This window comes from Natronomonas marina, assembly GCF_024298905.1.
In the GTDB taxonomy this organism is placed as follows: domain Archaea; phylum Halobacteriota; class Halobacteria; order Halobacteriales; family Haloarculaceae; genus Natronomonas; species Natronomonas marina.
This window is the reverse complement of sequence record NZ_CP101155.1, coordinates 18,892-39,430: the sequence shown is the minus strand read 5'-3', so window position 1 is coordinate 39,430 and position 20,539 is coordinate 18,892. Positions and strand designations below refer to the sequence as shown.

The following is a 20,539-nucleotide window of genomic DNA, read 5'->3' as shown; positions in this document are numbered from 1 at the left end:
ATGCAAACGGCACTCACCTACCGGACGAATCGCGACCTGTTCTCGAACTACTACCTGGACGAGCACCTCCCCGAAACCGAGGTGTGGGACGAGCTTAGCGACGAGGACCTCCGCGAGGCGAAAGCGGACATCATGGACCTGTGGGAGCGCGAGAAGGGTACGGCTCCCAAGCGTAACGAGTCCCAGCTCGAGGAGAAGTTTATCCGGCCGATGTTCCGGAAACTGGGTATCCCCTTCGAGGTCGAAGAGAGTACCAGCCGGACCCAGCGCCGTCCCGACTATGGCTTCTTCGAGACCGAGGACGCCGCACGCGGTGCGTTCGAGCGCCGCGAGGAAGGTGGCGATTTCTACAAGGACGCCGTCGCCGTCGCGGACGCCAAGCGCTGGGGTCGTCCGCTCGATACCCGCGGGAGCGGGGAACACGAGCGGGACTTCGAGAACCCGAGCTACCAGATTCACGTCTACCTGCAGGAGACGCCGGCGCGGTGGGCCGTCCTCACTGACGGGAAGAAGTGGCGGCTCTACTACGGTCCGACGAGCCACCGCCTCGACTCCTACTACGAAATCGACCTGCCGACCGTCCTCGAAAAAGGCGATCTTGAAGATTTCAAATACTTCTACCTCTTCTTCAGGCACGGCGCATTCCTCGAGGACTCCAGCGGCGAGTGCTTCCTCGACGAAGTCTACGACGAGTCTAATGTCTTCGCCCAGGAGTTGGGAGCGGACCTCCAGGACAACATCTACGAGGCGATCAAGGTGCTCTCGGAGGGATTCATGCAGTACCCGGACAACGACCTCTCCGAAGAGGATCTCGACCTCATTCACGACAGTTCGCTCATCTACCTCTACCGGCTCATCTTCGTGCTCTACGCAGAGAGTGAGGGTCGTGACCTGCTCGATACGAACAACGAGATCTACGAGGAATCCTACAGTCTGAATACACTCAAGCAGGACGTCGCTGAAGAACTCGACAGCCCGAATCCGAAGTATCGCGACTGGCAAGACAACCTCTGGGACCGACTGGACGAGCTGTTCAAACTCATCGACCAGGGCAGTCAGTCGCGCGGTATCCCTGAGGAGGACCTTTACATCCCAGCGTACAACGGCGGACTGTTCAGAACTGACCCGGACGAGGACGACAGCGTCGAAGCCCGGTTCCTCGCGACCCACCAGGTCGGGGACGCCTACCTCGCTCAAGTGATCGAACTGCTCACCCGGAGTCAGAACGGCAACGGCGGCGGGAAGATCTTCGTCGACTACTCGTCGCTGGACGTCCGCCACCTCGGGAGCATCTACGAAGGGCTTCTCGAGTATCAGCTTGACGTCGCCGACGAACCGCTCGCGCTGGAGGACGGTGAGTACGTTCCCGCCGACGAGGGTGACGAGGTGATCGTCGAGAAGGGGGAAGTCCACCTTACGACCGGGTCTGGGGAACGGAAGGCGACGGGGTCGTACTACACGCCGGAGTACGTCGTTGAGTACATCGTCGAGGAGACGCTGGAACCGCTCGTCACGGACATCCGGAACGACCTTATGGCACAGAGTGCCCGAGGTGAGCGTGGCTTTGCAGCGGAATTCGCAGAGCGCATTTTCGACCTCAAAATCCTCGATCCTGCGATGGGAAGCGGCCACTTCCTGACGAGCGCAATTGACTACCTCGCTCGTGAGATCATCGATGCTCAGGAGCGGCAAGCTGCACAGCAAGGGATCGAGACTGTCGACGAGGAGCACGACATCAACTGGGCCCGTCGGCAGGTCGCACAGCGCTGCATCTACGGAGTTGACCTAAACCCGCTGGCCGTCGAGCTCGCGAAAGTGTCCCTCTGGCTTCGGACGCTCGCTGCTGAACAGCCGCTCGCGTTCCTGGACCACCACCTGAAGACGGGGAATTCGTTGGTCGGGAGCGACATTGAGGAAATTGAGGAACTGGAGTCCGATGCTGGTGGTGACGGGCAGAACGCGACACTCGCTGACTTCGGTGTGGCCCGGAAGGGGACCATCGAACAGCTAATGCGAATCTATCAGGACTTCATCGCCATCGAGAACCAGGATCTCGCTGATGTCAAGCAGATGGAGGCCAAGTACGACGAGTTTGAGCGGAATAAGCTTCGACAGCGGCTTGAGGCTATGGCGAATGTCCGTACAGCGGAAGACTTCGGATTAGACAACATTCCAGATGATGCCTACGAAAGAATGGCAGCTTCACTGGAAGATGATGAGGAATGGAACACGCTCGCTGAAATGCAATGGTATCAAGATGCTCAAAAGTGGGCAGATCTTGATAACTACTTCCATTGGAAGTTAGAATACCCAGAAGTATTCTATACTGCGGATGGGGAAGATGCTGATGATCCTGGGTTTGATGCTGTTCTCGGGAACCCGCCGTATATGCGGATTCAAACGATCAGAGAGGCAAATCCTGATGTTGCCGATTATTATATATCACGCTACGAATCTGCGACTGGGAACTTTGACATTTATGTTAACTTCACAGAACAGGGATACGACCTCCTTTCTGAAGACGGTATATTGGGTTATATTGAACCTCACAAATTCTTCCAAGGGGACTTTGGTGAGGGCCTTCGAAGTTACCTTTCTGAAGAACAGGCACTCTATCAAGTCACTTCGTTTGGTCACAAACAAGTATGGGATCAAGTTTCCGTCTATACCTGTATCCTATTATTGAGGAAGGGGAATAACGACACCTTCCAATACGCACAAACAAACCCTGAACAGCTGATTACAGACAAGTCAGTTGAACACCGAGAAATCCCCGCAGATTATTCAGAAGAGCCATGGATATTCCGTACTGAGGAAGTTAAGGAAGTACTGGATACCATAGAACAGGCAGGACCAACGTTAGAGGAAACTACGGACATATTTGTCGGGTTACAGACAAGCGCAGACCGTATTTACCTCTTAGAGCAAACTGGAGAGACAACAGATGATGGGCTAATCGAAGTAGTGGATCAAGTTGATGAGGAGACGTGGCATCTTGAACCTGATCTATTGAAACCGTTTCTTAAAGGAGAGGACGTACATCGGTATGAGCCTCTGAATCCGCGATACTGGGTGATCTTCCCGTATCATATCGATGGCGACAATTCAGAATTTGTTGAAGAAGATGAATTGGAAAAGAAGTATCCGAGGACCTACGAGTACCTCAAGCGACATGAGGAGGATCTTAGAGGGAGGGAGGGTGGCAAAATGGACCATAATCGGTGGTACGACTATGTCTATCCAAAAAATCTGACGGAGTTCCAGAAAGAAAAGATCGTCACGCCAGAGATCAGCTATGGCCCCAACTTCACGTACGATCCTGATGGGACTTACCATACTACGAAGGTTTATGGCCTCCTCACGCAGGAGTCAACACAGCTCTCACCAGAGTACATATTAGCAGTCTTGAACAGCCCCGTTCTCTGGTTCTTCCTAAGTAACACGGGCTATACTCTGCGAGGGGGATACTTTACCTTCAAGACCAACTACCTCAATCCCTTCTCTCTCCCAGAGATCTCAACTGATGCAGATGAGGCTGCTTTGAGTCGGTGCCACGAGTGGTATGACGAATTCGTTGAGGGCAGTACTCAGGTGAGATGTCCGGTGCTGACGGATGAGCTTGAAGTTAGTAGTGGGGCCACCCATGATTTCCTCGGCTTCCTGGTTGAGGAAATAATCCGTCTTAAAAACCAGCACCATGAGCTGAATCTGAATATTTTAGACTACTTTGGCTCCTATTCAGACGGAGATCAATTAGGTGAACTCGCTGAGTATCAACCTCCGACTGGAGTTGGCGATTCAATCATTTCGGAGACCACTGAGACACAGGACAGCCTTAGGGCTGAAGACGTGAGGGTCAAGGAGTCGGGTTCCAAGATTACGATCGATATTACTGCACGGTACAAACCCGAAGAACCGGAGGAATATGAAACCGATCAGTGGGGGTACACAGAGACTGATTACTATTCGGCAATGGAATTTGTAGGCTTAACTGAGGAGAAAGCGACTCTAATCAAGGAATTCGTTCCTGTGGCCATTGAGAGAGGTGACGGATTCGCTGGCTTCCGTGAGACGGCAACGAAAACCAACTCGCCTGTTGATAGGCTCGAAAGTCTCACACTCCCCGAGTTATCTGATATTTCCGATGGCTTAGATCGATATCTTACGACTAAGGAACGAGCTGATGAACTGAAGGACAAAATTGAGAAATCAGATAATCTTGTAAATCGTATTGTTTATACTCTCTATGGGTTTGAGGAGGATGCGGTCGAACGGATTGAAAATACATTAGAGGATGACTGACTTTGAGGTCGGCGATCAAGTCAAGTACGCCGGCGGACGTGGAGAAATCACGAAAATCGAGGAACGGCCCAACGGCGGGCACCTCCTCCATGTCTACACCTCGGAGGGCCAGCTCCGCAAACTCCCCAGCGGCCTCCCTCACATCGAGAAACTCGATTCGCTTGTCGACCGGCTCGCAGCCGGCCAATCCGACGCCCCGCTCCATTACGATCTTCGGGAGCGGGCGATCCGACTCGATCTCGCCTACAAGTACGACCGATTCCTCTCGCTGACCAGCAACCGCATCGAGATCGAACCCTATCAAGTCCAAGCCGCCTACGAGATTCTCAACTCCTACGACCACCGCTACCTCATCGGCGACGAGGTCGGCCTCGGGAAGACCATCGAAGCCGGGATCGTCATCGAGGAGCTCATCGCCCGCGACCGCGCCGACCGGGTGCTCATCGTCGCGCCGGCCCCGCTGACCGTCCAGTGGCAGGAGGAGATGCGCGAAAAGTTCGACCGCAACTTCGTCATCTACGACCGTGAGACGGTCCGTACACACCGGAAGTCCCATCCCAACCAGAACGTCTGGAAGCAAGAGGACCTCATCATCACCTCCATCGACTTCGCGAAGCAGACCACCGACGACCCCGAGTCGGACCGCGTCTCCGTCCTCGATGCCCTCCAGAATCTCGACGAGGAGTGGGACGTTGCGGTCTTCGACGAGGCCCATCACCTTACAGCCAGACGGTCGAGCGACGACTCAATCGAGCGGACACAGCGATACCAAGTCGGTGAGGCCGTCGCTGACAACTCCGATGCGTTGCTGCTGCTCACCGGGACCCCGCACAAGGGGAAATCAGACCAGTTCTACTTCCTCGTGAGCCTGCTCGATCCGTATCGCTTCAGCCACGAGTCGCAGATCAGTCCCGAGGCGCTTGAGGACCTGATGATCCGCCGTCTGAAGGACGATATGTACGAGACCGACGGGACCCGAATGTTCCCCGAGAAGAACATCGAGGCACTCCCGGTCGAGATGACTCGCGAGGAGCGGAAGCTGTACGACGACGTCACCGAGTACATCCGCGAGTACTACAACCTCGCCCAGCAAGAGGAGAACCAGGCGGCGGGGTTCACGATGGTCATCTACCAGAAGCGGCTGGTCTCGAGTATCTACGCGATTCGGAAGTCCCTCGAAAACCGGATGCGGGCGATTCAGAACGACGCCGTTGCCGAGGACCTCCCCGATGAGGTTCAGGACCTCATTCCGCGGTATAGTACCGAACCGGAGACGCTGACCGATGCAGAACGCGCTCGGGTTGAGGAAGCGCTTGAAACGGTCACGATAACGCTCAATCAGTCGCAAGTCCAGCAGGAACTGGACCGCGTGAAACAGCTCTGGCAGCAGGCCAAGAACATCGAGACGGACTCGAAGGCCCGATTGCTCCGGCAGTTCGTCGACCGTATTCTCTCAGAGGACCCCGACGAGAAAATCCTGATCTTCACCGAGTACACGGACACGCTGGAGTATCTACGTGACGGGGTCTTCGCTGACCACGACGTCGCCCAGGTGTACGGCGACCTCGAGCAGTCCCGTCGACGGGAAGAGATGAGCAAATTCGAGGAGGAGGCCAACCTGATGCTCGCCACCGACGCCGCACAGGAGGGACTCAACCTCCAGTTCGCCCACATCATGGTGAACTACGACCTCCCGTGGAATCCCATCAGGATCGACCAGCGGATGGGGCGGCTCCACCGCTACGGCCAGGAGCACACGGTCGAGATTCGGAATCTCTTCTTCGCCGATACCCGCGAGAGCGAGATCCTCAACCTGCTCATCGAGAAGACGAACCAGATCGAGTCGGACCTCGGGATGCGCTCAGATGTCCTCGGTCGCGTCCTCGAGGACGTCGACCTGGACGAGACGATTATGGCGGCCATCGCTGAAGGGGAGCCGACTGAACGTGTCGTCGCCGATATCGAGGCGACCATCGAGGAGAAACGCGAAGCGATTCAGACCGTCGAAAACGAGTTCCTGATTCGCGACCGTTTCGACCTCTCCGGCAAAGACGATGAGATTCTCGACGTGATCGAACGCAGTCAGCACGGCGAGGTGTCGGAGGACGATATCGAGACGCTCGTGCGTGTGTTCTTCGACGAATTCGGCAGCTCTATTAAGGGTGTTCGACCCGGACCGGCCCGGATGGAAGGGGACGTGTTCCAGTTGGATGTCCCTGAGGTGCTGAGTGGAAATCAGGTAGCACGACAGTACCCACGCGCCACGTTTACCAAGGATATCGCGATGGAGGAGGATGATGTCGAGTTCATCTCGCTTGACCATCCTCTCGTCGAGTCGCTCATCGAGTTCTGCTTGGACAGCGACCGGATCCAGGGTGAAATTGCGACGAAGGTCGCTGCGACGGCGTCTCGAACCCCTGGAATCCTGTTTAATTACCGCCTTGGCTACGTCTCCGGTGCCGGCGACGTGGTGACTGAGAAGTTCGTTCGCCTCTACGCTCGCCCGGATGGCAGTGTAACGACGGATGTTCCCGAACTCTCGAAGACGGTCGCTCCCAGTGACGTCTCGTTGTCGCACGAGGTTGATCGGCTCTCGAGTATGGCTGAGGACCTCTACGATGCCGCAGAGATGGAGGCGTGGACGCACGTTGAGTCGTTTGCTGAAGAGGCCCGAACCGAACGAGAACGGGAGATCGAAATCAAACGTGAGCACGCTGAGCGATACTTCGAAGAGCAAATCGAAGAGTGGGAGGAGCGGTTAGAGCAGTACCAACAGCGGGCTGAGCATGGTGCGGATATGTCTGCGCCGATTGGGAACGCGAAGCAGAAACTCGAGAGTCTCCGACGAGAACGTGAAGAGGAGCTATCCAGGCTTGAGGAAGAGAAGCACGTTACTCCCCAAGAACCGGAACTAGTAACAGCGGCGTACGTCGTCTCTCCTACAGAGGCAAAGGACGAATGATCTCTATTGCGAACGCTGTCGGGTCGGGAGATTTGGGTGTGGAACTCGACGTCGCCGAGGTCGAGTCCGATTTGGATCTGCCGTACACCGAATACGACCCTTCGAACTACCATGGTCTCTACCTCCGGCTTGTTGAGGGTGGTCCGCTTATCACGGTTTATCGGAGTGGGAAATACATCATCAGTGGGTGCTCTACGTTCGAACAGTTGTACGAGACGAACGACACCTTCCTCATGTCACTATCCGACCTGGACATCGTAGACGCAGAGACTGAAACAGGATTCACGGTACAGAACGTGGTCTGTACGGCCCAGCTGGATAATCCGGTAGATTTGAATACGCTCTCTATCGCGTTAGGTCTGGAATCGGTCGAATATGAGCCTGAACAATTCCCGGGTCTCATCTATCGGCCTGCCGATTACCCAGCTGTCCTTTTGGTATTTGCTAACGGAAAGGTAGTTGTCACAGGTGCCTCTGACGTTGGTATCGCTGAAGATGTGTTCGAACATCTCCAGAAGCAGGTGACCATCTATCACGAACAGTAACGTCTATATTGATTCTGTTATTGTTTGACGAATTTACATATAGTAGTAATATTGCTTGTCGGCTTCAACAGGGTCAATCCCTTGTTCAGAGATTACGTTGCTAACTTTCCGCGGAACCTTGAGAGTGATCGGTTCCTTGACGGCGAAATCGGATGTATTCCAATCTAACTTCGTCAGGAAGAGGATTTCTTCGCAGAGTGTTTTATAGTCGCTCTCGGTTTGGATATCTGGTCTGATTTCAATCGGTTCAGGAATGTTACTCCCTTCATAGGTCGCCACCTCTGGGACATACCCCGTGGTGTAGAGGTAGTGGACGTCGTCGTCAGGAACGGAAAGCAACGTTCCTCGAAGTGGCGGGAAGTCACCGTCCGGGAATAATCTCACTCCCGTCCCACGGGTTCTGATGTGAACATAATCGTGCAATCTGACCTCTTCCGCACCGGCCTGGAAGCCTTCGCGTTCCTCGTCCCAAAACGGAGAGGACTTGTGAATGACTATCCGCTCAGGAACCGAGCCGCGGTTCCGTTTTTTGTAGTAGTTGACAATCTGTTCAGCGATGTTCTCAGCTCCCTTTTTCGAGACGTGTGGTTGCCCGTTTTCGTCCTCTGAGATGTCTTTCAATGGCTCGCTCTGGATGATGTTATAATCTTTCCTGGCGAACACGTGCGCTAATGCCGCACGAACAACGTTCCCATCTCCATCCTTGTCACGGTAAAACGAGAGCCCAGCATAGCAGGTACCGTGGTCCATCTTCTTAGTTTTCCACGGGTGCCCTCGTTGTGCCTTGTAGAGCAATCCGAGACTGAGATTCCATGCTTTCGTCGCTCTGTCCTGCGGAGACGTTGTATTCAACGTCTCTGGCTTGATCAGTTGTGTCGGGATGCTATTCTCCATCCCGGCGATCTTGATTTGGCTATGGAGGTTTTTCCCACCAACAATCACGTCACCGTGTTTGCCGTCTCGTAATTCCTCCATGATTCCGTCTGGAATGCACACAACGATGACGTCGGGTGTCGGGTCATCATCCGATAACCAATCGATCTCCTCTCGAACTAAACTCAGGAACTCTTGGAACTTCCCTTCCTTCGTATTATGTGCCTGCACCGACCGGATCTCGCCCTTCAGAATACGGTAACGCCACCGCTCAGGAAAGGCGATTGATGTGTTCAGGTTGGATCGAGAATTCAACCCAGGAAATGGGATACGCCAAGGACGGATCTTATCGTCGTCTAAATCGGGGTGAATGACAGTGCTCCAATCAAGGAATAGGTCGTCAAGCAATCGAATAGATTCGGCATCACCGATGGCAGCTACGTTGATTGCTTGATGTTCGTTATTCTTTAATCGAGGTCCGTATTCCATCAACCCACGCTTCGGAGAAACGTCCGAGCCTCCGTTGAAATGGATCTCTGGCTCCTCCAGACGAGTGATCTCAAAGGTACCTTGCTCTGTCATTCTGTATCCTCCGGATTGATTGCCCCTTTCAACTGATTTTCAACGAGTTGATTTCGCTCATCACCTGATTCCGGCGGTCGAACGCCCTCTAGAATGAGATCCTCAACCCGCTGGATTTGTACTGTCTGGAGGTTGCTCGGCAGTTTGAATCGGGTTAGAGATTGTTCCAAGGCCAGCTCTGATAACCAGATTTCGACGGTGCTGCTCTTTCGATTGTTCTGTGGGAAATTCCCCGGGTTGAACCGATCTGAGAGGTACTTCTTGCGGTGTCCAGAAACTAACTCTTGACCATCTTTGGTGAATTCCGTTGTCGGGTAGAGGCCGAGATAGTAGTGCTCAGTGAAGAATTTCACAAAGACGGTGACTGAATACAACTGGGATGAACAGCAATTCAACCACGAACGCCTCGAAGAACTCCAAAAACACGGTGAAACGCGCTGGTCGAAGGATGGTTACATCATCCTTGACGACACCTTCACCGAGAAAGCCGGGGACGAAGTCCCCCGCATTGGCCGCTTCTACGATCACGCTGAAGGTGATACTGTCTGGGGCCAAGACCTCATCTACGCCTTCTACGCTGACGACAAAACAGTCTATCCGCTTCGAGCGAACCTCGAACATTCCCTGAAGGAAGCAGTGTACAACCTTCTCTCGTGGGTTCGAGACAACGATGATTGTGGCCCTTATGGAAGAGATCGACCACCTCTTCGTTCACTCAACCGCCGACGCTAACGTGCAAAGCTGAGTATAGGACCGCTAAACCGTATTTTGACGAGTGTCTAAACAACCCCGTCCTTCAGAATAGAACGGTGGACCAACCATGCTATTCCTATTGCCGTTCTACTAGAACATTATTGGTTACCCGAAGGACAACGGAGTCGTGTTGATTAACGACCTTCCGCATAATCGTCACGAGTCCTCGGGAAGGATTGGATTTTGATGGGCGCTTCTCAAGGATTTCAAGTGTCGTGGAAAGTATATCTCCGGGACGAACAGGATTCGGGAACTCTGCTTCGTCAAAACCGACGCTCCCCAGCAGGTGGCTTTCTCGAAAGAAACTATCGACAACCTGTTTCTGGGAGAGTGCAAAGGTTTGCAGTCCACTGGCGATTACGCCATTAAACGGCGTTTTCGCTGCTGCCTCTTCGTCAATATGGAACGGAAGCGGATCGTATTTCTGCCCGAACTCAAGGATTTCCTGCTTGGTGACTTCGACATCATCGGTTTTGTGAGTTTCGCCGACGATGAAATCGTCGTAATATTTATAATCCATCTTATTTTGTCTATAGGAGATCATTTTGCTTAGCGATCGTGTTGAGTTGGATCTCGTCAGTTCCTTCTACGATCCGAAGCACTCTAGCTAGATGGAGATGATCAACAAATGGATTGTCCTCTGATAGGCCGTTTGCGCCGTGAATCTGGACCGCGTTGTCCGCAATTTCCCAGAAAGCGTTAGTCGCGAACCAATGGAAGATCGAGACATCCTCAACGATGTCATTACCCTGATCCAGATTCCATGCAGTTCGTAGGCCCCCAGCGTCTGCCATATACGTTTTTGCACGTCCTCGTGCATACATGCTTGACACCTGCTGGAATGACCCGATGGACTCCCCGAACGCCTCACGTTCCCGTGCATACTCCCTGCTCTTCTCAAGCAGATACTGCGAGTAGCCAACAGCTTCTGCTCCGAGTTCGAGTCGACCCATCGTCAATAGTTCCATTGCATCTCGAAATGCGCCATGCTTGGGGCCAAGAACGCGTGATTCAGATACGGCAACGTCGTCCAGAAGGATTTCGGCTTGCCAACCCTCCAAGCCAATAGCGTTGTTGACTGATCCGACTTCGAACTCGTCGCGTTCGACGATGAAACAAGTGATACCATCGTATCGCCGATCGACCTCCGCCAGCGGCTTTGTCCGAGCCAGCACAAGGGCGAAATCGCAGAATGCCGCGTTCGTAATCCACTGCTTTCGGCCGTTGATTATCCATTCGTCGCCGTTCTTTTCAGCTTCGGTCGACATCGAGGGTGAGTCAGAACCGACATCGGGTTCAGTTTGACCGAATGCAGTCGATTTCTTACCACGCACGACTGGCTTGAGGTACCGTTCGACCTGTTCACCCTCAGCAAGACCCAATAGCGCATTTGGCCCCTCCGGCCCCTTGAGGACATGCTCAGAGAGCCCTCGTCCCTTCGAAGCGACGTGGCGCTTCACTGCGTACCACGTTATTTTTGAGACCCCTTGGCCACCAACCTCTTCGGGCATATGCATGGCGTAAAACCCCGCCTCACCACTCTTTTGACGAATACTCTGAATCGCTTCGAGTATCTCCTCGGTGGGTTGACCGTTTGCTCGTCGACCCAAGGTGGGATTGTTAAGTTTCGATTCAAGGCCACTCGCTAAGGGGGCGACCTCACGCTCAATAAACTCATCAAGGCTGTTCAATACGAGCTGCGTCTCTTCGTCAACGTCGAAATTAATGCCTGTCATATCCCTGTTTGAATGTCGTCTAAGATGCTGTCAATCGAGATATCGACCTTCGTACTCTTCGCGGATTACTTTCTTGTTGTTTTTCCCCACACTTGTTTTTGGAATTTCATCGGTAAACTCAATTTCATCGGGGAGCTGCCAGTCGGCGAACCGCTGGGAAAGAATTTCATCGAGTTCTTCACGATTGAAATCGTCTTCGACCTCAACAAGTGCGAATGGGCGCTCTTCCCATTCCGGATGTTCAAGGCCAACAACGCACGCGTCTCTGACATTCGGGTGTTCGATGAGGAGGTTTTCCATGTCGACAGACGAAATCCATTCCCCACCGCTTTTAATAACATCCTTGATACGGTCAGTAATCTTTAGATATCCTTCCTTATCGATTACCCCGGCGTCGCCGCTTTCCCAGAACCCATCGTCAGTGAACGAATGTTCCGTTCGGTCGTCGTCATAGTAACTGCTTGTCACCCATGGACCACGGATGAGAATTTCTCCGGCGGATTCACCGTCGTGTGGCAGTTCCTCGCCTGTGGTAGGATCGACTATTTTCATCTCGATACCCGGGACAGTCAGTCCCTGCTTGCGCCGCATATCGAGCTTTTCTTCCTCAGAGAGGTCTTCTTCAAGCGACGGCTTGATGAAGTTCATCGTTACCAGCGGGGTCGTCTCAGTTGCGCCATATGCATGGACGATCTCTGCCCCCGTGAGTTCTTTGTATCCCTGCATCATGTCCAGCGGCGGCTCTGTTGCTCCAGACATCATCTGTAGATCGTTCCAGTTCGGGATATCGTCGAGATCTCGAATGTAATCGAGCATCGGCATAAAAATAGCTGGTGCCCCGTTTGTTACGGTCGCGTCCTCGTCACGGATGAGATCAACCAGCGGTTCGGGATTTTCCGCCTGATATCGGCCCGGGAACGCGAGCTTTGCGCCAGCGTACGTCGCAGCGTAGGCCAGTCCCCAGCCCTGTCCATGGAACATCGGCGTGATTTGAGCGACTGAGTCCTCATGTGAGATACCGACGGAGTTCGCCAACTGCATCGTGTGTAGGTAGATGTTCCGGTGGGAATAGTACACTCCTTTGGGACGCCCCGTCGTTCCAGTCGTGTAGCAGGCACTGTATGCCGATGTTTCGTCGATGTATGGCCAATCGTACTCCGGCTCCGCCTCAGTTAATATATCTTCATAGGAGAACGTCGGCTCGAGATCGGTTTCGACCTCGTCGAGATCGTTATCAGTCATGACGACGAATCCCTCTATGGAACTGACCTCGTGGGCGACACCTTCAGCGACTTCCAGAAGGGATTCGTCGACCACTAAGAATCGCGGTTCCGAGTGATTTAACACATACTGTAGTTGATCTGAATGCAGTCGGAGATTGAGCTGAAGGAAAACGGCACCGGTTCCGGGAATACCGAAATAGCATTCATAGTGACGGTGATCATTCCACGCAAGTACACCTACGCGATCTCCGGCCTCAACACCCAACTCTTCGAGGGCATTGGCCAAGCGCTGCATCCGTTCGTACGCCTCTCCGTAGGTGTACCGGAACTGGTCTTCACCTGTCCCTGAGACGATTTCCCGATCAGGAACGTTTCGTGCTGCCGCCTCGATGAATCTTGTCGTGTTGAGCGGATATTCGTCTCCACTAGTCGATGGGAATCCATCTATGACCTCCATGAATTCTTGTTATGTGCCCCCATATATATAGGTTCGGGGTAACAACCTATTCTGCTGTTGCCGATTGGGAAACAATTTTCAGAGGTGTCTACCGACAGATCTTCAGATAGGAAGGTGAAACCGAATATCTAGTAAAAACGAAAAAAGTTCAGCGGTTACTGAGGATCGTTACTGTCGATACGCCGCCTTCACCTACAAGTGCGCCACCCGAGTTCTGGGCTAATCCAATAGACGGATTTTCAACCTGCCGGGCTCCCGCCTCGCCACGGAGTTGCCAGACGAGTTCACAGATCTGGGCCACCCCCGTTGCTCCCACGGGATGACCGCGTGACTTGAGTCCACCACTTGGATTAACCGGAGTACGACCATCGAGCATAACGTCACCACTCCGGACGAGTGAAGCACCTTCCCCTTGATCCGCTAACCCGAGTCCTTCATAATGCATTAGCTCGCCGATGGTAGCCGCATCATGAACTTCGACAACATCCAGATCATCCGGGCCGATACCAGCCTCACTGTAGGCCTTTTGGGCCACGCGTTCGTCAAGTTCTTCACGCCAGAATTCGACCTCCTCAAGGTAATTGCCGCTCAACATTTCGGCAGCATCGACGTAGATTGGTTCTTCAACCAACTCTTCGGCGATTTCGGTGCGTGCGATGACTGCTGCTGCTGCTCCATCTGACATTGGACAGGCATCAAGCAGCCGGATAGGATCGGAGATTGGGCGGGATTCAAGGATGTCGTCGCGGTCAACGTTGAGCTGAAGATGTGCCCGTGGATTTTTAAGCCCATTGTCATGATTTTTGACCGCGATGTCGGCCAATTCCTCGCGTACATTACCGAACTGATTCATGTAGGCGTTAGCGCGCATCCCGTAGAGACCCATGAACGTCATCCCCATTGCACCCTCAACTTCTGCGTCCGCCGCACCAGCCATATCTTTGAGAGCAACCTCCGTCGGGACACCAGTCATTTTCTCAACACCCATAGCGAGCACGATATCGGATTCGCCTGATTGAACTCTCTTATAGGCCTCTTGGAATGCACAGGTTGAGCTGGCACACGCGTTCTCAACTCGGATGATCGGGATACCTGTTACCCCTACTTCTCGGAGTATTGCTTGGCCAATAACACTGGTTTGATCCTGAGCAGTAGTAGCGACATTACCGATATACGCTTCCTCGATATCATCTGGTTCAACGCTCGAAGACAAGAGCGCTTCACGAACGGCTCTGCTCCCAAACTCAGTTACGCGCTGTCCCTCCAGTTCGCCGAAGTCGGACTGACCGACGTTGACGACAGCTACTTCGTTTTCAGTCATTGTTCTTCCTCCATGGGGCGGAACATATGGCCAAACAACGGTTCACCGGTCTCCGTATCTGTCTTGATTTTTTCAAGTACCAGTTCCACTTGGTCGCCAACTTCGAGTGATCTTTCTTTCCACTCGGTGAAACGGGAGTAAATCTGTACGTTTTCCAGGTTCACAAAGCCGAATGCGTACGGCGGTTCGATTCCTTCTTGACCAGTATGTGCGACGGTGTAGGTCTCGAGTTGTCCTGTTCGTGCAAGTTCGACATCAGAGACGTTGTCCGAAAGACAATTGCGGCAAAACGGCCGAGATGGAAAGACAACGTACTCGCACTCGGAACATTCGGTCCCTATCAGCACTGGATTGTCATCGGCGGCAATACGAATCGACCCGTCAACGACGAGTCCCGACGACTCATTATAGTCGGGATGCACTTGTCGCATACGCTCCCAAATTGATGCTGTGCATATAAGTGTTTGGCCGGTAATGCGGTGGTGCAGTATCCATTGGGGGAACGCGCAGTCGCCCTGTTTCTGCTCGTTTCGGGACGCTATGCTGCTCCTTTCGAGAGACCGTGCTGACGAGACGGGCCAGTCGGTGACGCCGACTGGCTCATCACATCCTCGCAGGTGAAGTTCCCAAATCATTGGGTGAAACTTACCTGAGGACGCCTATTGCGGAACAAATCGTACATCGCGTGGAGCGCGAGTAGAGCCGTACGCACGTTTGGTACCGCGTGTACGGCGTTCGGAGTCCCGTATTTCAACCGCCAGTTGCTGCCCTCAATCGCATTTGTACTGACCAGACCACTAAACGTCTCGATCTTTTCGTCCCACAACGCCGGGTACTTCTCGCGGAAGACCATGACTCATTCCGCGTACAACTCTTCTTACACTACCGGGAGATAGCTGTGGTACTTCTGAACCTCTTGACAGCTCTGGGGGCTACGACAGCCCGTCCGATTATACGAACTGTCGCAACTCGTGGACGAGACACGACTCTTTGTGCGCAACCGTGTCGTTGTAGCTAGATTCACCACTGGCAATCCATTAGTCAACTCCCTCAAGTGGAGGCGACAAGCATGGCTGTGAGCAGCCACGCGAAGTCGGTGTTACGACACTAGAGGCTGGCGATACAGCCCAGTTGCGGGAGATAGCTGCCGGCGACGCAGAAGCCGTTGCCGGACGGCTTCTTCGGCTCTCCGGGTGTCTTTTGCTTGGCGTGCTCCTCGCGCGATGGCTTCTTCGCTCCCTTCTTAGCCAGGGTAGTCTCGTCCGCAACCCCGACGATACCGACCACGTCTTCGGCGGCCAGTTCGTCGGCATACTACTCACAGAATTCCACAGCGGTTTCCGTTCCAAACAGAAGCGAGAGGAAATTCAGCGAGAGTGGTTCGTCGGCGACCGTCACCCTATCGATGTAGGAAACATTTTGAGAAATTGTCGTTTTGAGTTGGTGAGTGTAAGTCGTTAACGTTGCGTTACGGGCACGGTTCCTCAAGATCATGTCTGAGTTACTACCGTGATGGTCGTTGACTCGGCCACTAAACAGTTCAGCGTACCGCTGGATTGTATCCCGGTCAACCTGGATGCCGTAGTGGATGTGGGGAATCCGTTTACTCCGGTTGAACAGATTCTCCGAGGCATGGTAGAGCCAGAGGTCGACGATTGGTTTGCAGTAGAGACAGTCCTCGTAGAACCGTTCGGACATCTCTGCGTCGACCCGTTTCTCGTACTGCTTGCACCAGTATCGCTGGATGGTAACCGTTACGTCCTCAAAGCCGTCCTCAGTGATGAGGACGGCGAAGCGCCGTGGGCGTGAATCATGTTTGCGGTAATCGCTTCCCCTGTAGTGTGGACAGGGACGCGGCTTGGCCAGCTGCGTCCCTTCGTAGCTTCGTATCCCGTCGTGAATCGAGTGGGTTAGCGGTAATGACACTAGCGCGTCGAGTCCTCTTCTCTGCCGGCTGTTTCATGCCCTCTAGAAGCCCACCGAAGATCGCACTTTCCACTACATCACCAGCAGCACCCGGTAGTACCTCGAATGAGATTAAACCACTAGAACGTGATTTTCCTATGGTATTGTGAGAGGCCTCGGAAGAGCAATAGAGCCAACCAATGACCGATGAAGCATTAGAGACTAGGGAAAATTATAACAAGGCCGGCGGAGACATCTTAATCACGGTGAAAAAATGAGTGCGTCACTAACCGAAAGTGTAGAGACTGTGACTGTCGTCGGAGGCGGAACAATGGGCCATGGTATCGCTCAAACCTTTGCGATGTCTGGATACGACGTTACGATTATCGACATCGACGAGGACGTCTTGCAAACCGCTCTCGAAAAAATCGAAGGAAGTCTCGAGAAACTCACTGAGGATCCGGATGCCGTATTAGCACAGATCGAGACGACGACATCAGAGGAAGAAGCCTACGGTGATGCCGATCTTGTCGTCGAAGCAGTGCCTGAGAACATCGACTTGAAACAGGATGTTTTTGGTACGATCGATAACCACGCACCGGAAAGAACGATTCTAGCGACCAATACTAGTACTCTCCCGATCACCGAAATTGCGTCCGCGACGGATCGACCGAGCAAGGTCGTCGGCCTGCATTTTTCCAATCCCGTTCAGCTTATGGACATCGTCGAGGTTATCCGGGGTAAGGAAACGGCCAACGATATATTTGAGGCGGCTGAAACAATCAGCGAGGCGATTGGCAAGACCCCAGTACTCGTTGAGAAGGATATCCCTGGATTCCTTATCAATCGGATCAATCTCCGATTCTGGCTTGAGGCAGTTCGTCAGGTTGACCAAGAGGGGCGAGACAGGAAAACAATAGACGCCGCGATCCGGCGAATCGGCCTTCCAATGGGGCCGTTCGAGGTTCTCGACTTCAGTGGTATAGATGTCGCTACCATGGCTGCCCACTCGATGCAAGATCGAGGGGTCGACCTGCACATCCCCGATCTGCTTGAAAAAAAGGAGGAGGCCGAGAATTACGGTATGAAGACCGGTGAGGGTTTCTACACCTATCCAGAACCAGGGGAGTACTCACGTGTTGAGATTCCACAGGAGCGTCGCAATGACTTCGATCCGAAACATCTCGTCGCGCCTGCTGTTAACGAAGCGGCGTGGATGCTGGCGAACGACGTGACCACGAAGTCAGAGATCGACAAGGCGATGCAAATCGGAATGAACTGGCCGCGAGGCCTCCTCGAGATGGCTGACGAGTACGGGATTGACCGACTTGTCGAGACGCTGGAAGAATTGCATGCCCGGTCGGGTTGGGATGAGTATGAACCCAACCCATCCCTTCGTGAATTGGTGGCGAACGAGGAACTCGGGCAGAAGACAGGAACCGGCTTCTACGAGTGGGAATACGAGCAGGCGGAGTTCGAGACGGTTAGATATGAGCGACGCGAATACGCTGCATGGATCACGCTCAACAGACCAGATCGACTCAACGCGCTTGACAAGTCGAGCTGGAACGGTCTGAAGGCCGCTCTCGAGAAGGCAGCGAATGACGACGAAGTGCGAGCGACAGTTCTGCAGGGAGCAGGACGAGCATTCTGTGCTGGCGACGACATCGCGGAGATCCAAAGCCTTGAGTCGACAGAGGACGCCAGGGAAATGTTCGAAGAGGTCCTAGGCCCGACGGTACAAACGGTTCGCAATCATCCGAAACCGATAATTGCGGCAGTTGAGGGAGCTGCTAACGGCGGGGGGTGTGAGCTCGTTCTACTTTGCGATCTTGCAGTCGCCTCTACGAACAGTAGCTTCGCGCTTCCAGAAGGACAGATCGGGGCGCTCCCGCCAATCGGACTCACATACGGTCGGATGAGTCTCGGAAAGAAAGAGATCATGGAAATGTCGTTGACAGGCGATCAATTCACCGCTACTGAAGCGGAATCGATGGGAATCGTCAATTACGCAGTTGATGAAACGCAGGTAGAAGATATCGTTCGTGAACTCGCTCATTCGACGACTGCATCGGGACCGAAGTCTATTAGCGAAATGAAAGACCTATGGACAGGGATGGAAGACGATCTGCTGGAAACGTGGTTTGACGAGGCGATGGACCGACTCGTCAAACGGACGCAGTCGGAAGAAGCTGAGAAGGGACTCGCGGCGTTTCTCGAAAAACGCGAAGCGGACTGGAAGCGATAGAGAGGCCCCGACGGAACTGCACGAATATTGACTGGTGGATACTAACGAATTCGGTCCCGGTGAATCGCTGGATAGCGTCGGTTTCTACCGTTAGAACTAGGGAGATAAAGCGGGAAACCGCCGATGATTATGTCAAAGATCCCCCGCTTCACGAAAAATATACGGAAAGTTCCGCGAACTCGACCTGATATGTACGGTTCACAACATCAGGCAGGCGGTGGCATAGTGAAATTAAACTACGTCCGACGATTCATCACAGCCATTTTAACTAATACCACAGGGGGTGGATTGAATACCGCATCAGGTCGCACCCCCTTCGTATTACTAAAGACTAATTTGCGCATCGTCTGATGGCAGCGAATAGGCTCACTACAACAATGGTCGGACCCTAGATTGTTGATATTATCAACACCAGCTATGGTCGGGGGGTGAATCTGTGGAATAACAATAGTACATTTGTTATTCTATGCCCATAGATGAGAAATCTCTAAGCTACTATTGTCGATATCATCAACAGCTACGAGCGTGCCATAGAATCCATCTCATAGCTTCTCACAGCCCGGTTCGTTTCCTCGCTCGGAGTTTGTGATCGCAACAACGAGTCCGAGGGACAGCGCAAGGAACACTTCTGTTCGTGCGTGGACGCGGCCTCGGGCTCGCGCGAGCCCGAGGCCGCAGTCCTTGACTACGTCGCTGGTTCGTTCGACCCCTATCCGGTTGTTATACGTCTCGTCCAAGATGGATTTTCAGCTGAACATCCTCGACTTGGTCTTCGACCCTGTACTCGATGGCTTTCGGGTCGTCAGGATTTCGCGGATTGTATGGAGCGATTGGCACGACCCCTGCGGCCAGCAGGTGGTCGTGCCAATCGAGGATGTCGTAGGCGCTGTCTCCAAGCATCCAGATCGGTGTATCGACGGCGAGCGCGTCACACGTGACGCGCATCGCCGTCTCTTGGTCTGCTTGTTTGGCCTGTGTGAACTCCGCCGCAATTGGGATCTTTGAACCGGTTGAGACGATCGTACAGCCGAAGCCGTAGTAGTACTCTTCAGTTGTTAGATCGTAGTTCCATGAGGCAGCGTCGTTGTACTGGACCGCCTCGATGTGCGCCGAATCGATGGAGTACGTCGAGTCGAGCAGGCTGCGGGCGGCGGCCTGCTCGACGAGCCTCTCAAAGATATCGTCGACGACGTGTTCAAGGTCAGTGAGAAACCGGTCAATCGTGTCTCTGGATGGTGGTTTGTCGAGTCTGCAGTAGTACCAGACGAGGCCGTGCTGGAGTTCTCGTGCAACCGGACGTGTGCCGTAGATGTCCTTGTAGTAGCAGTGCAGAAAGCCGCGAAAGAGGTCTGGTGGCTGGTGAACTCGTGTTCGCCCACGCTTCGAGGGGGCGAACACATCGTACTCCAGCAGAAACTCGAACTCAAGGTGCTCGAACAGCGGTACCGTCTCGGTAGCCGCGACATTCAAGAAGTCGTCTACCGAAGCTACGTCTTGCAGGGTTGCGCTTGTGTTGGACACACTTCGCGCCCCCTGCTACTTCGTACGTGACGCTTTCTATGACACGCTCTACAGCTCTCCAATCGTTCAACCGGATCGACCAGTCTGATTGCAGCCGAGGTCACCGAGAGC

The 20,539-nt window shown here is 53.5% G+C and carries 13 protein-coding genes and 2 pseudogenes; 6 read left to right on the top strand and 9 right to left on the bottom strand.

The window, feature by feature from the left end; all coding sequences use genetic code 11:
• From NLF94_RS20225 to NLF94_RS20215, 3 genes are read left to right on the top strand one after another with little or no spacing between them, the layout of a single operon-like run.
• Positions 1–4,302, top strand: a complete 4,302-nt coding sequence (locus tag NLF94_RS20225; protein WP_254841524.1) for an Eco57I restriction-modification methylase domain-containing protein — start codon at positions 1–3, stop codon at positions 4,300–4,302.
• Positions 4,295–7,264 (top strand): DEAD/DEAH box helicase, encoded by a 2,970-nt coding sequence (locus NLF94_RS20220; RefSeq protein WP_254841523.1) that lies wholly within the window; start codon positions 4,295–4,297, stop codon positions 7,262–7,264. The genes NLF94_RS20225 and NLF94_RS20220 overlap by 8 nt, the downstream gene beginning before the upstream one ends.
• Complete coding sequence (locus tag NLF94_RS20215) at positions 7,261–7,809, top strand: TATA-box-binding protein (protein WP_254841522.1); 549 nt, start codon at positions 7,261–7,263, stop codon at positions 7,807–7,809. Before NLF94_RS20220 ends, NLF94_RS20215 begins: the two co-directional genes overlap by 4 nt.
• A gap of 33 nt (positions 7,810–7,842) precedes the next feature.
• On the opposite strand, the gene NLF94_RS20210 is transcribed toward NLF94_RS20215, so the two are convergent.
• The gene (locus NLF94_RS20210) at positions 7,843–9,264 is read right to left on the bottom strand and encodes an argonaute/piwi family protein (RefSeq protein ID WP_254841521.1); all 1,422 of its coding nucleotides are present in this window, start codon (positions 9,262–9,264) and stop codon (positions 7,843–7,845) included.
• The gene (locus tag NLF94_RS20205; RefSeq protein WP_254841520.1) at positions 9,261–9,617 is read right to left on the bottom strand and encodes a hypothetical protein; all 357 of its coding nucleotides are present in this window, start codon (positions 9,615–9,617) and stop codon (positions 9,261–9,263) included. Before NLF94_RS20205 ends, NLF94_RS20210 begins: the two co-directional genes overlap by 4 nt.
• A 1-nt stretch (position 9,618) precedes the next feature.
• Here NLF94_RS20205 and NLF94_RS20200 point away from each other — a divergent pair.
• Positions 9,619–9,879, top strand: a pseudogene (locus NLF94_RS20200) (IS701 family transposase); the annotation flags it as partial.
• Positions 9,880–10,093: 214 nt separating this feature from the next.
• On the opposite strand, the gene NLF94_RS20195 reads toward NLF94_RS20200, so the two are convergent.
• The 6 genes from NLF94_RS20195 to NLF94_RS20170 form a co-directional block, all read right to left on the bottom strand.
• Positions 10,094–10,561 (bottom strand): MaoC family dehydratase, encoded by a 468-nt coding sequence (locus NLF94_RS20195; RefSeq protein WP_254841519.1) that lies wholly within the window; start codon positions 10,559–10,561, stop codon positions 10,094–10,096.
• Positions 10,548–11,753, bottom strand: a complete 1,206-nt coding sequence (locus tag NLF94_RS20190) for an acyl-CoA dehydrogenase family protein (protein ID WP_246989448.1) — start codon at positions 11,751–11,753, stop codon at positions 10,548–10,550. Before NLF94_RS20190 ends, NLF94_RS20195 begins: the two co-directional genes overlap by 14 nt.
• A 30-nt stretch (positions 11,754–11,783) precedes the next feature.
• Complete coding sequence (locus tag NLF94_RS20185; protein WP_246989447.1) at positions 11,784–13,433, bottom strand: long-chain-fatty-acid--CoA ligase; 1,650 nt, start codon at positions 13,431–13,433, stop codon at positions 11,784–11,786.
• A gap of 148 nt (positions 13,434–13,581) precedes the next feature.
• Entirely contained in the window at positions 13,582–14,754 is a 1,173-nt protein-coding gene (locus NLF94_RS20180) for a thiolase C-terminal domain-containing protein (protein ID WP_246989446.1), read from the bottom strand.
• Positions 14,751–15,185, bottom strand: a complete 435-nt coding sequence (locus tag NLF94_RS20175) for a Zn-ribbon domain-containing OB-fold protein (RefSeq protein WP_246989445.1) — start codon at positions 15,183–15,185, stop codon at positions 14,751–14,753. Before NLF94_RS20175 ends, NLF94_RS20180 begins: the two co-directional genes overlap by 4 nt.
• A 676-nt stretch (positions 15,186–15,861) precedes the next feature.
• The gene (locus tag NLF94_RS20170) at positions 15,862–16,041 is read right to left on the bottom strand and encodes a hypothetical protein (RefSeq protein WP_246989444.1); all 180 of its coding nucleotides are present in this window, start codon (positions 16,039–16,041) and stop codon (positions 15,862–15,864) included.
• Between the two features lie 345 nt (positions 16,042–16,386).
• On the opposite strand from NLF94_RS20170, the gene NLF94_RS20165 reads away from it, so the two are divergent.
• Together NLF94_RS20165 and NLF94_RS20160 are read left to right on the top strand one after the other, a co-directional pair.
• Positions 16,387–16,563, top strand: coding sequence for a hypothetical protein (locus tag NLF94_RS20165; RefSeq protein WP_247421552.1), 177 nt, complete (start codon positions 16,387–16,389; stop codon positions 16,561–16,563).
• 370 nt (positions 16,564–16,933) lie between these two features.
• Positions 16,934–18,907, top strand: a complete 1,974-nt coding sequence (locus NLF94_RS20160; protein ID WP_255152960.1) for a 3-hydroxyacyl-CoA dehydrogenase/enoyl-CoA hydratase family protein — start codon at positions 16,934–16,936, stop codon at positions 18,905–18,907.
• A 542-nt stretch (positions 18,908–19,449) separates the two neighbouring features.
• Here the strand turns inward: NLF94_RS20160 and NLF94_RS20155 are convergent.
• Positions 19,450–20,428, bottom strand: a pseudogene (locus tag NLF94_RS20155) (transposase).
• Between the last annotated feature and the right edge of the window lie 111 nt (positions 20,429–20,539).

Bases quoted from the DNA above. Each gene is read 5' to 3' on its own strand.
- NLF94_RS20180 (WP_246989446.1), bottom strand. From the start codon at position 14,754: ATGACTGAAAACGAAGTAGCTGTCGTCAACGTCGGTCAGTCCGACTTC.
- NLF94_RS20210 (WP_254841521.1), bottom strand. From the start codon at position 9,264: ATGACAGAGCAAGGTACCTTTGAGATCACTCGTCTGGAGGAGCCAGAG.
- NLF94_RS20195 (WP_254841519.1), bottom strand. From the start codon at position 10,561: ATGATCTCCTATAGACAAAATAAGATGGATTATAAATATTACGACGAT.
- NLF94_RS20160 (WP_255152960.1), top strand. From the start codon at position 16,934: ATGAGTGCGTCACTAACCGAAAGTGTAGAGACTGTGACTGTCGTCGGA.
- NLF94_RS20215 (WP_254841522.1), top strand. From the start codon at position 7,261: ATGATCTCTATTGCGAACGCTGTCGGGTCGGGAGATTTGGGTGTGGAA.
- NLF94_RS20190 (WP_246989448.1), bottom strand. From the start codon at position 11,753: ATGACAGGCATTAATTTCGACGTTGACGAAGAGACGCAGCTCGTATTG.
- NLF94_RS20185 (WP_246989447.1), bottom strand. From the start codon at position 13,433: ATGGAGGTCATAGATGGATTCCCATCGACTAGTGGAGACGAATATCCG.
- NLF94_RS20220 (WP_254841523.1), top strand. From the start codon at position 4,295: ATGACTGACTTTGAGGTCGGCGATCAAGTCAAGTACGCCGGCGGACGT.
- NLF94_RS20225 (WP_254841524.1), top strand. From the start codon at position 1: ATGCAAACGGCACTCACCTACCGGACGAATCGCGACCTGTTCTCGAAC.
- NLF94_RS20175 (WP_246989445.1), bottom strand. From the start codon at position 15,185: ATGCGACAAGTGCATCCCGACTATAATGAGTCGTCGGGACTCGTCGTT.
- NLF94_RS20165 (WP_247421552.1), top strand. From the start codon at position 16,387: ATGGTAGAGCCAGAGGTCGACGATTGGTTTGCAGTAGAGACAGTCCTC.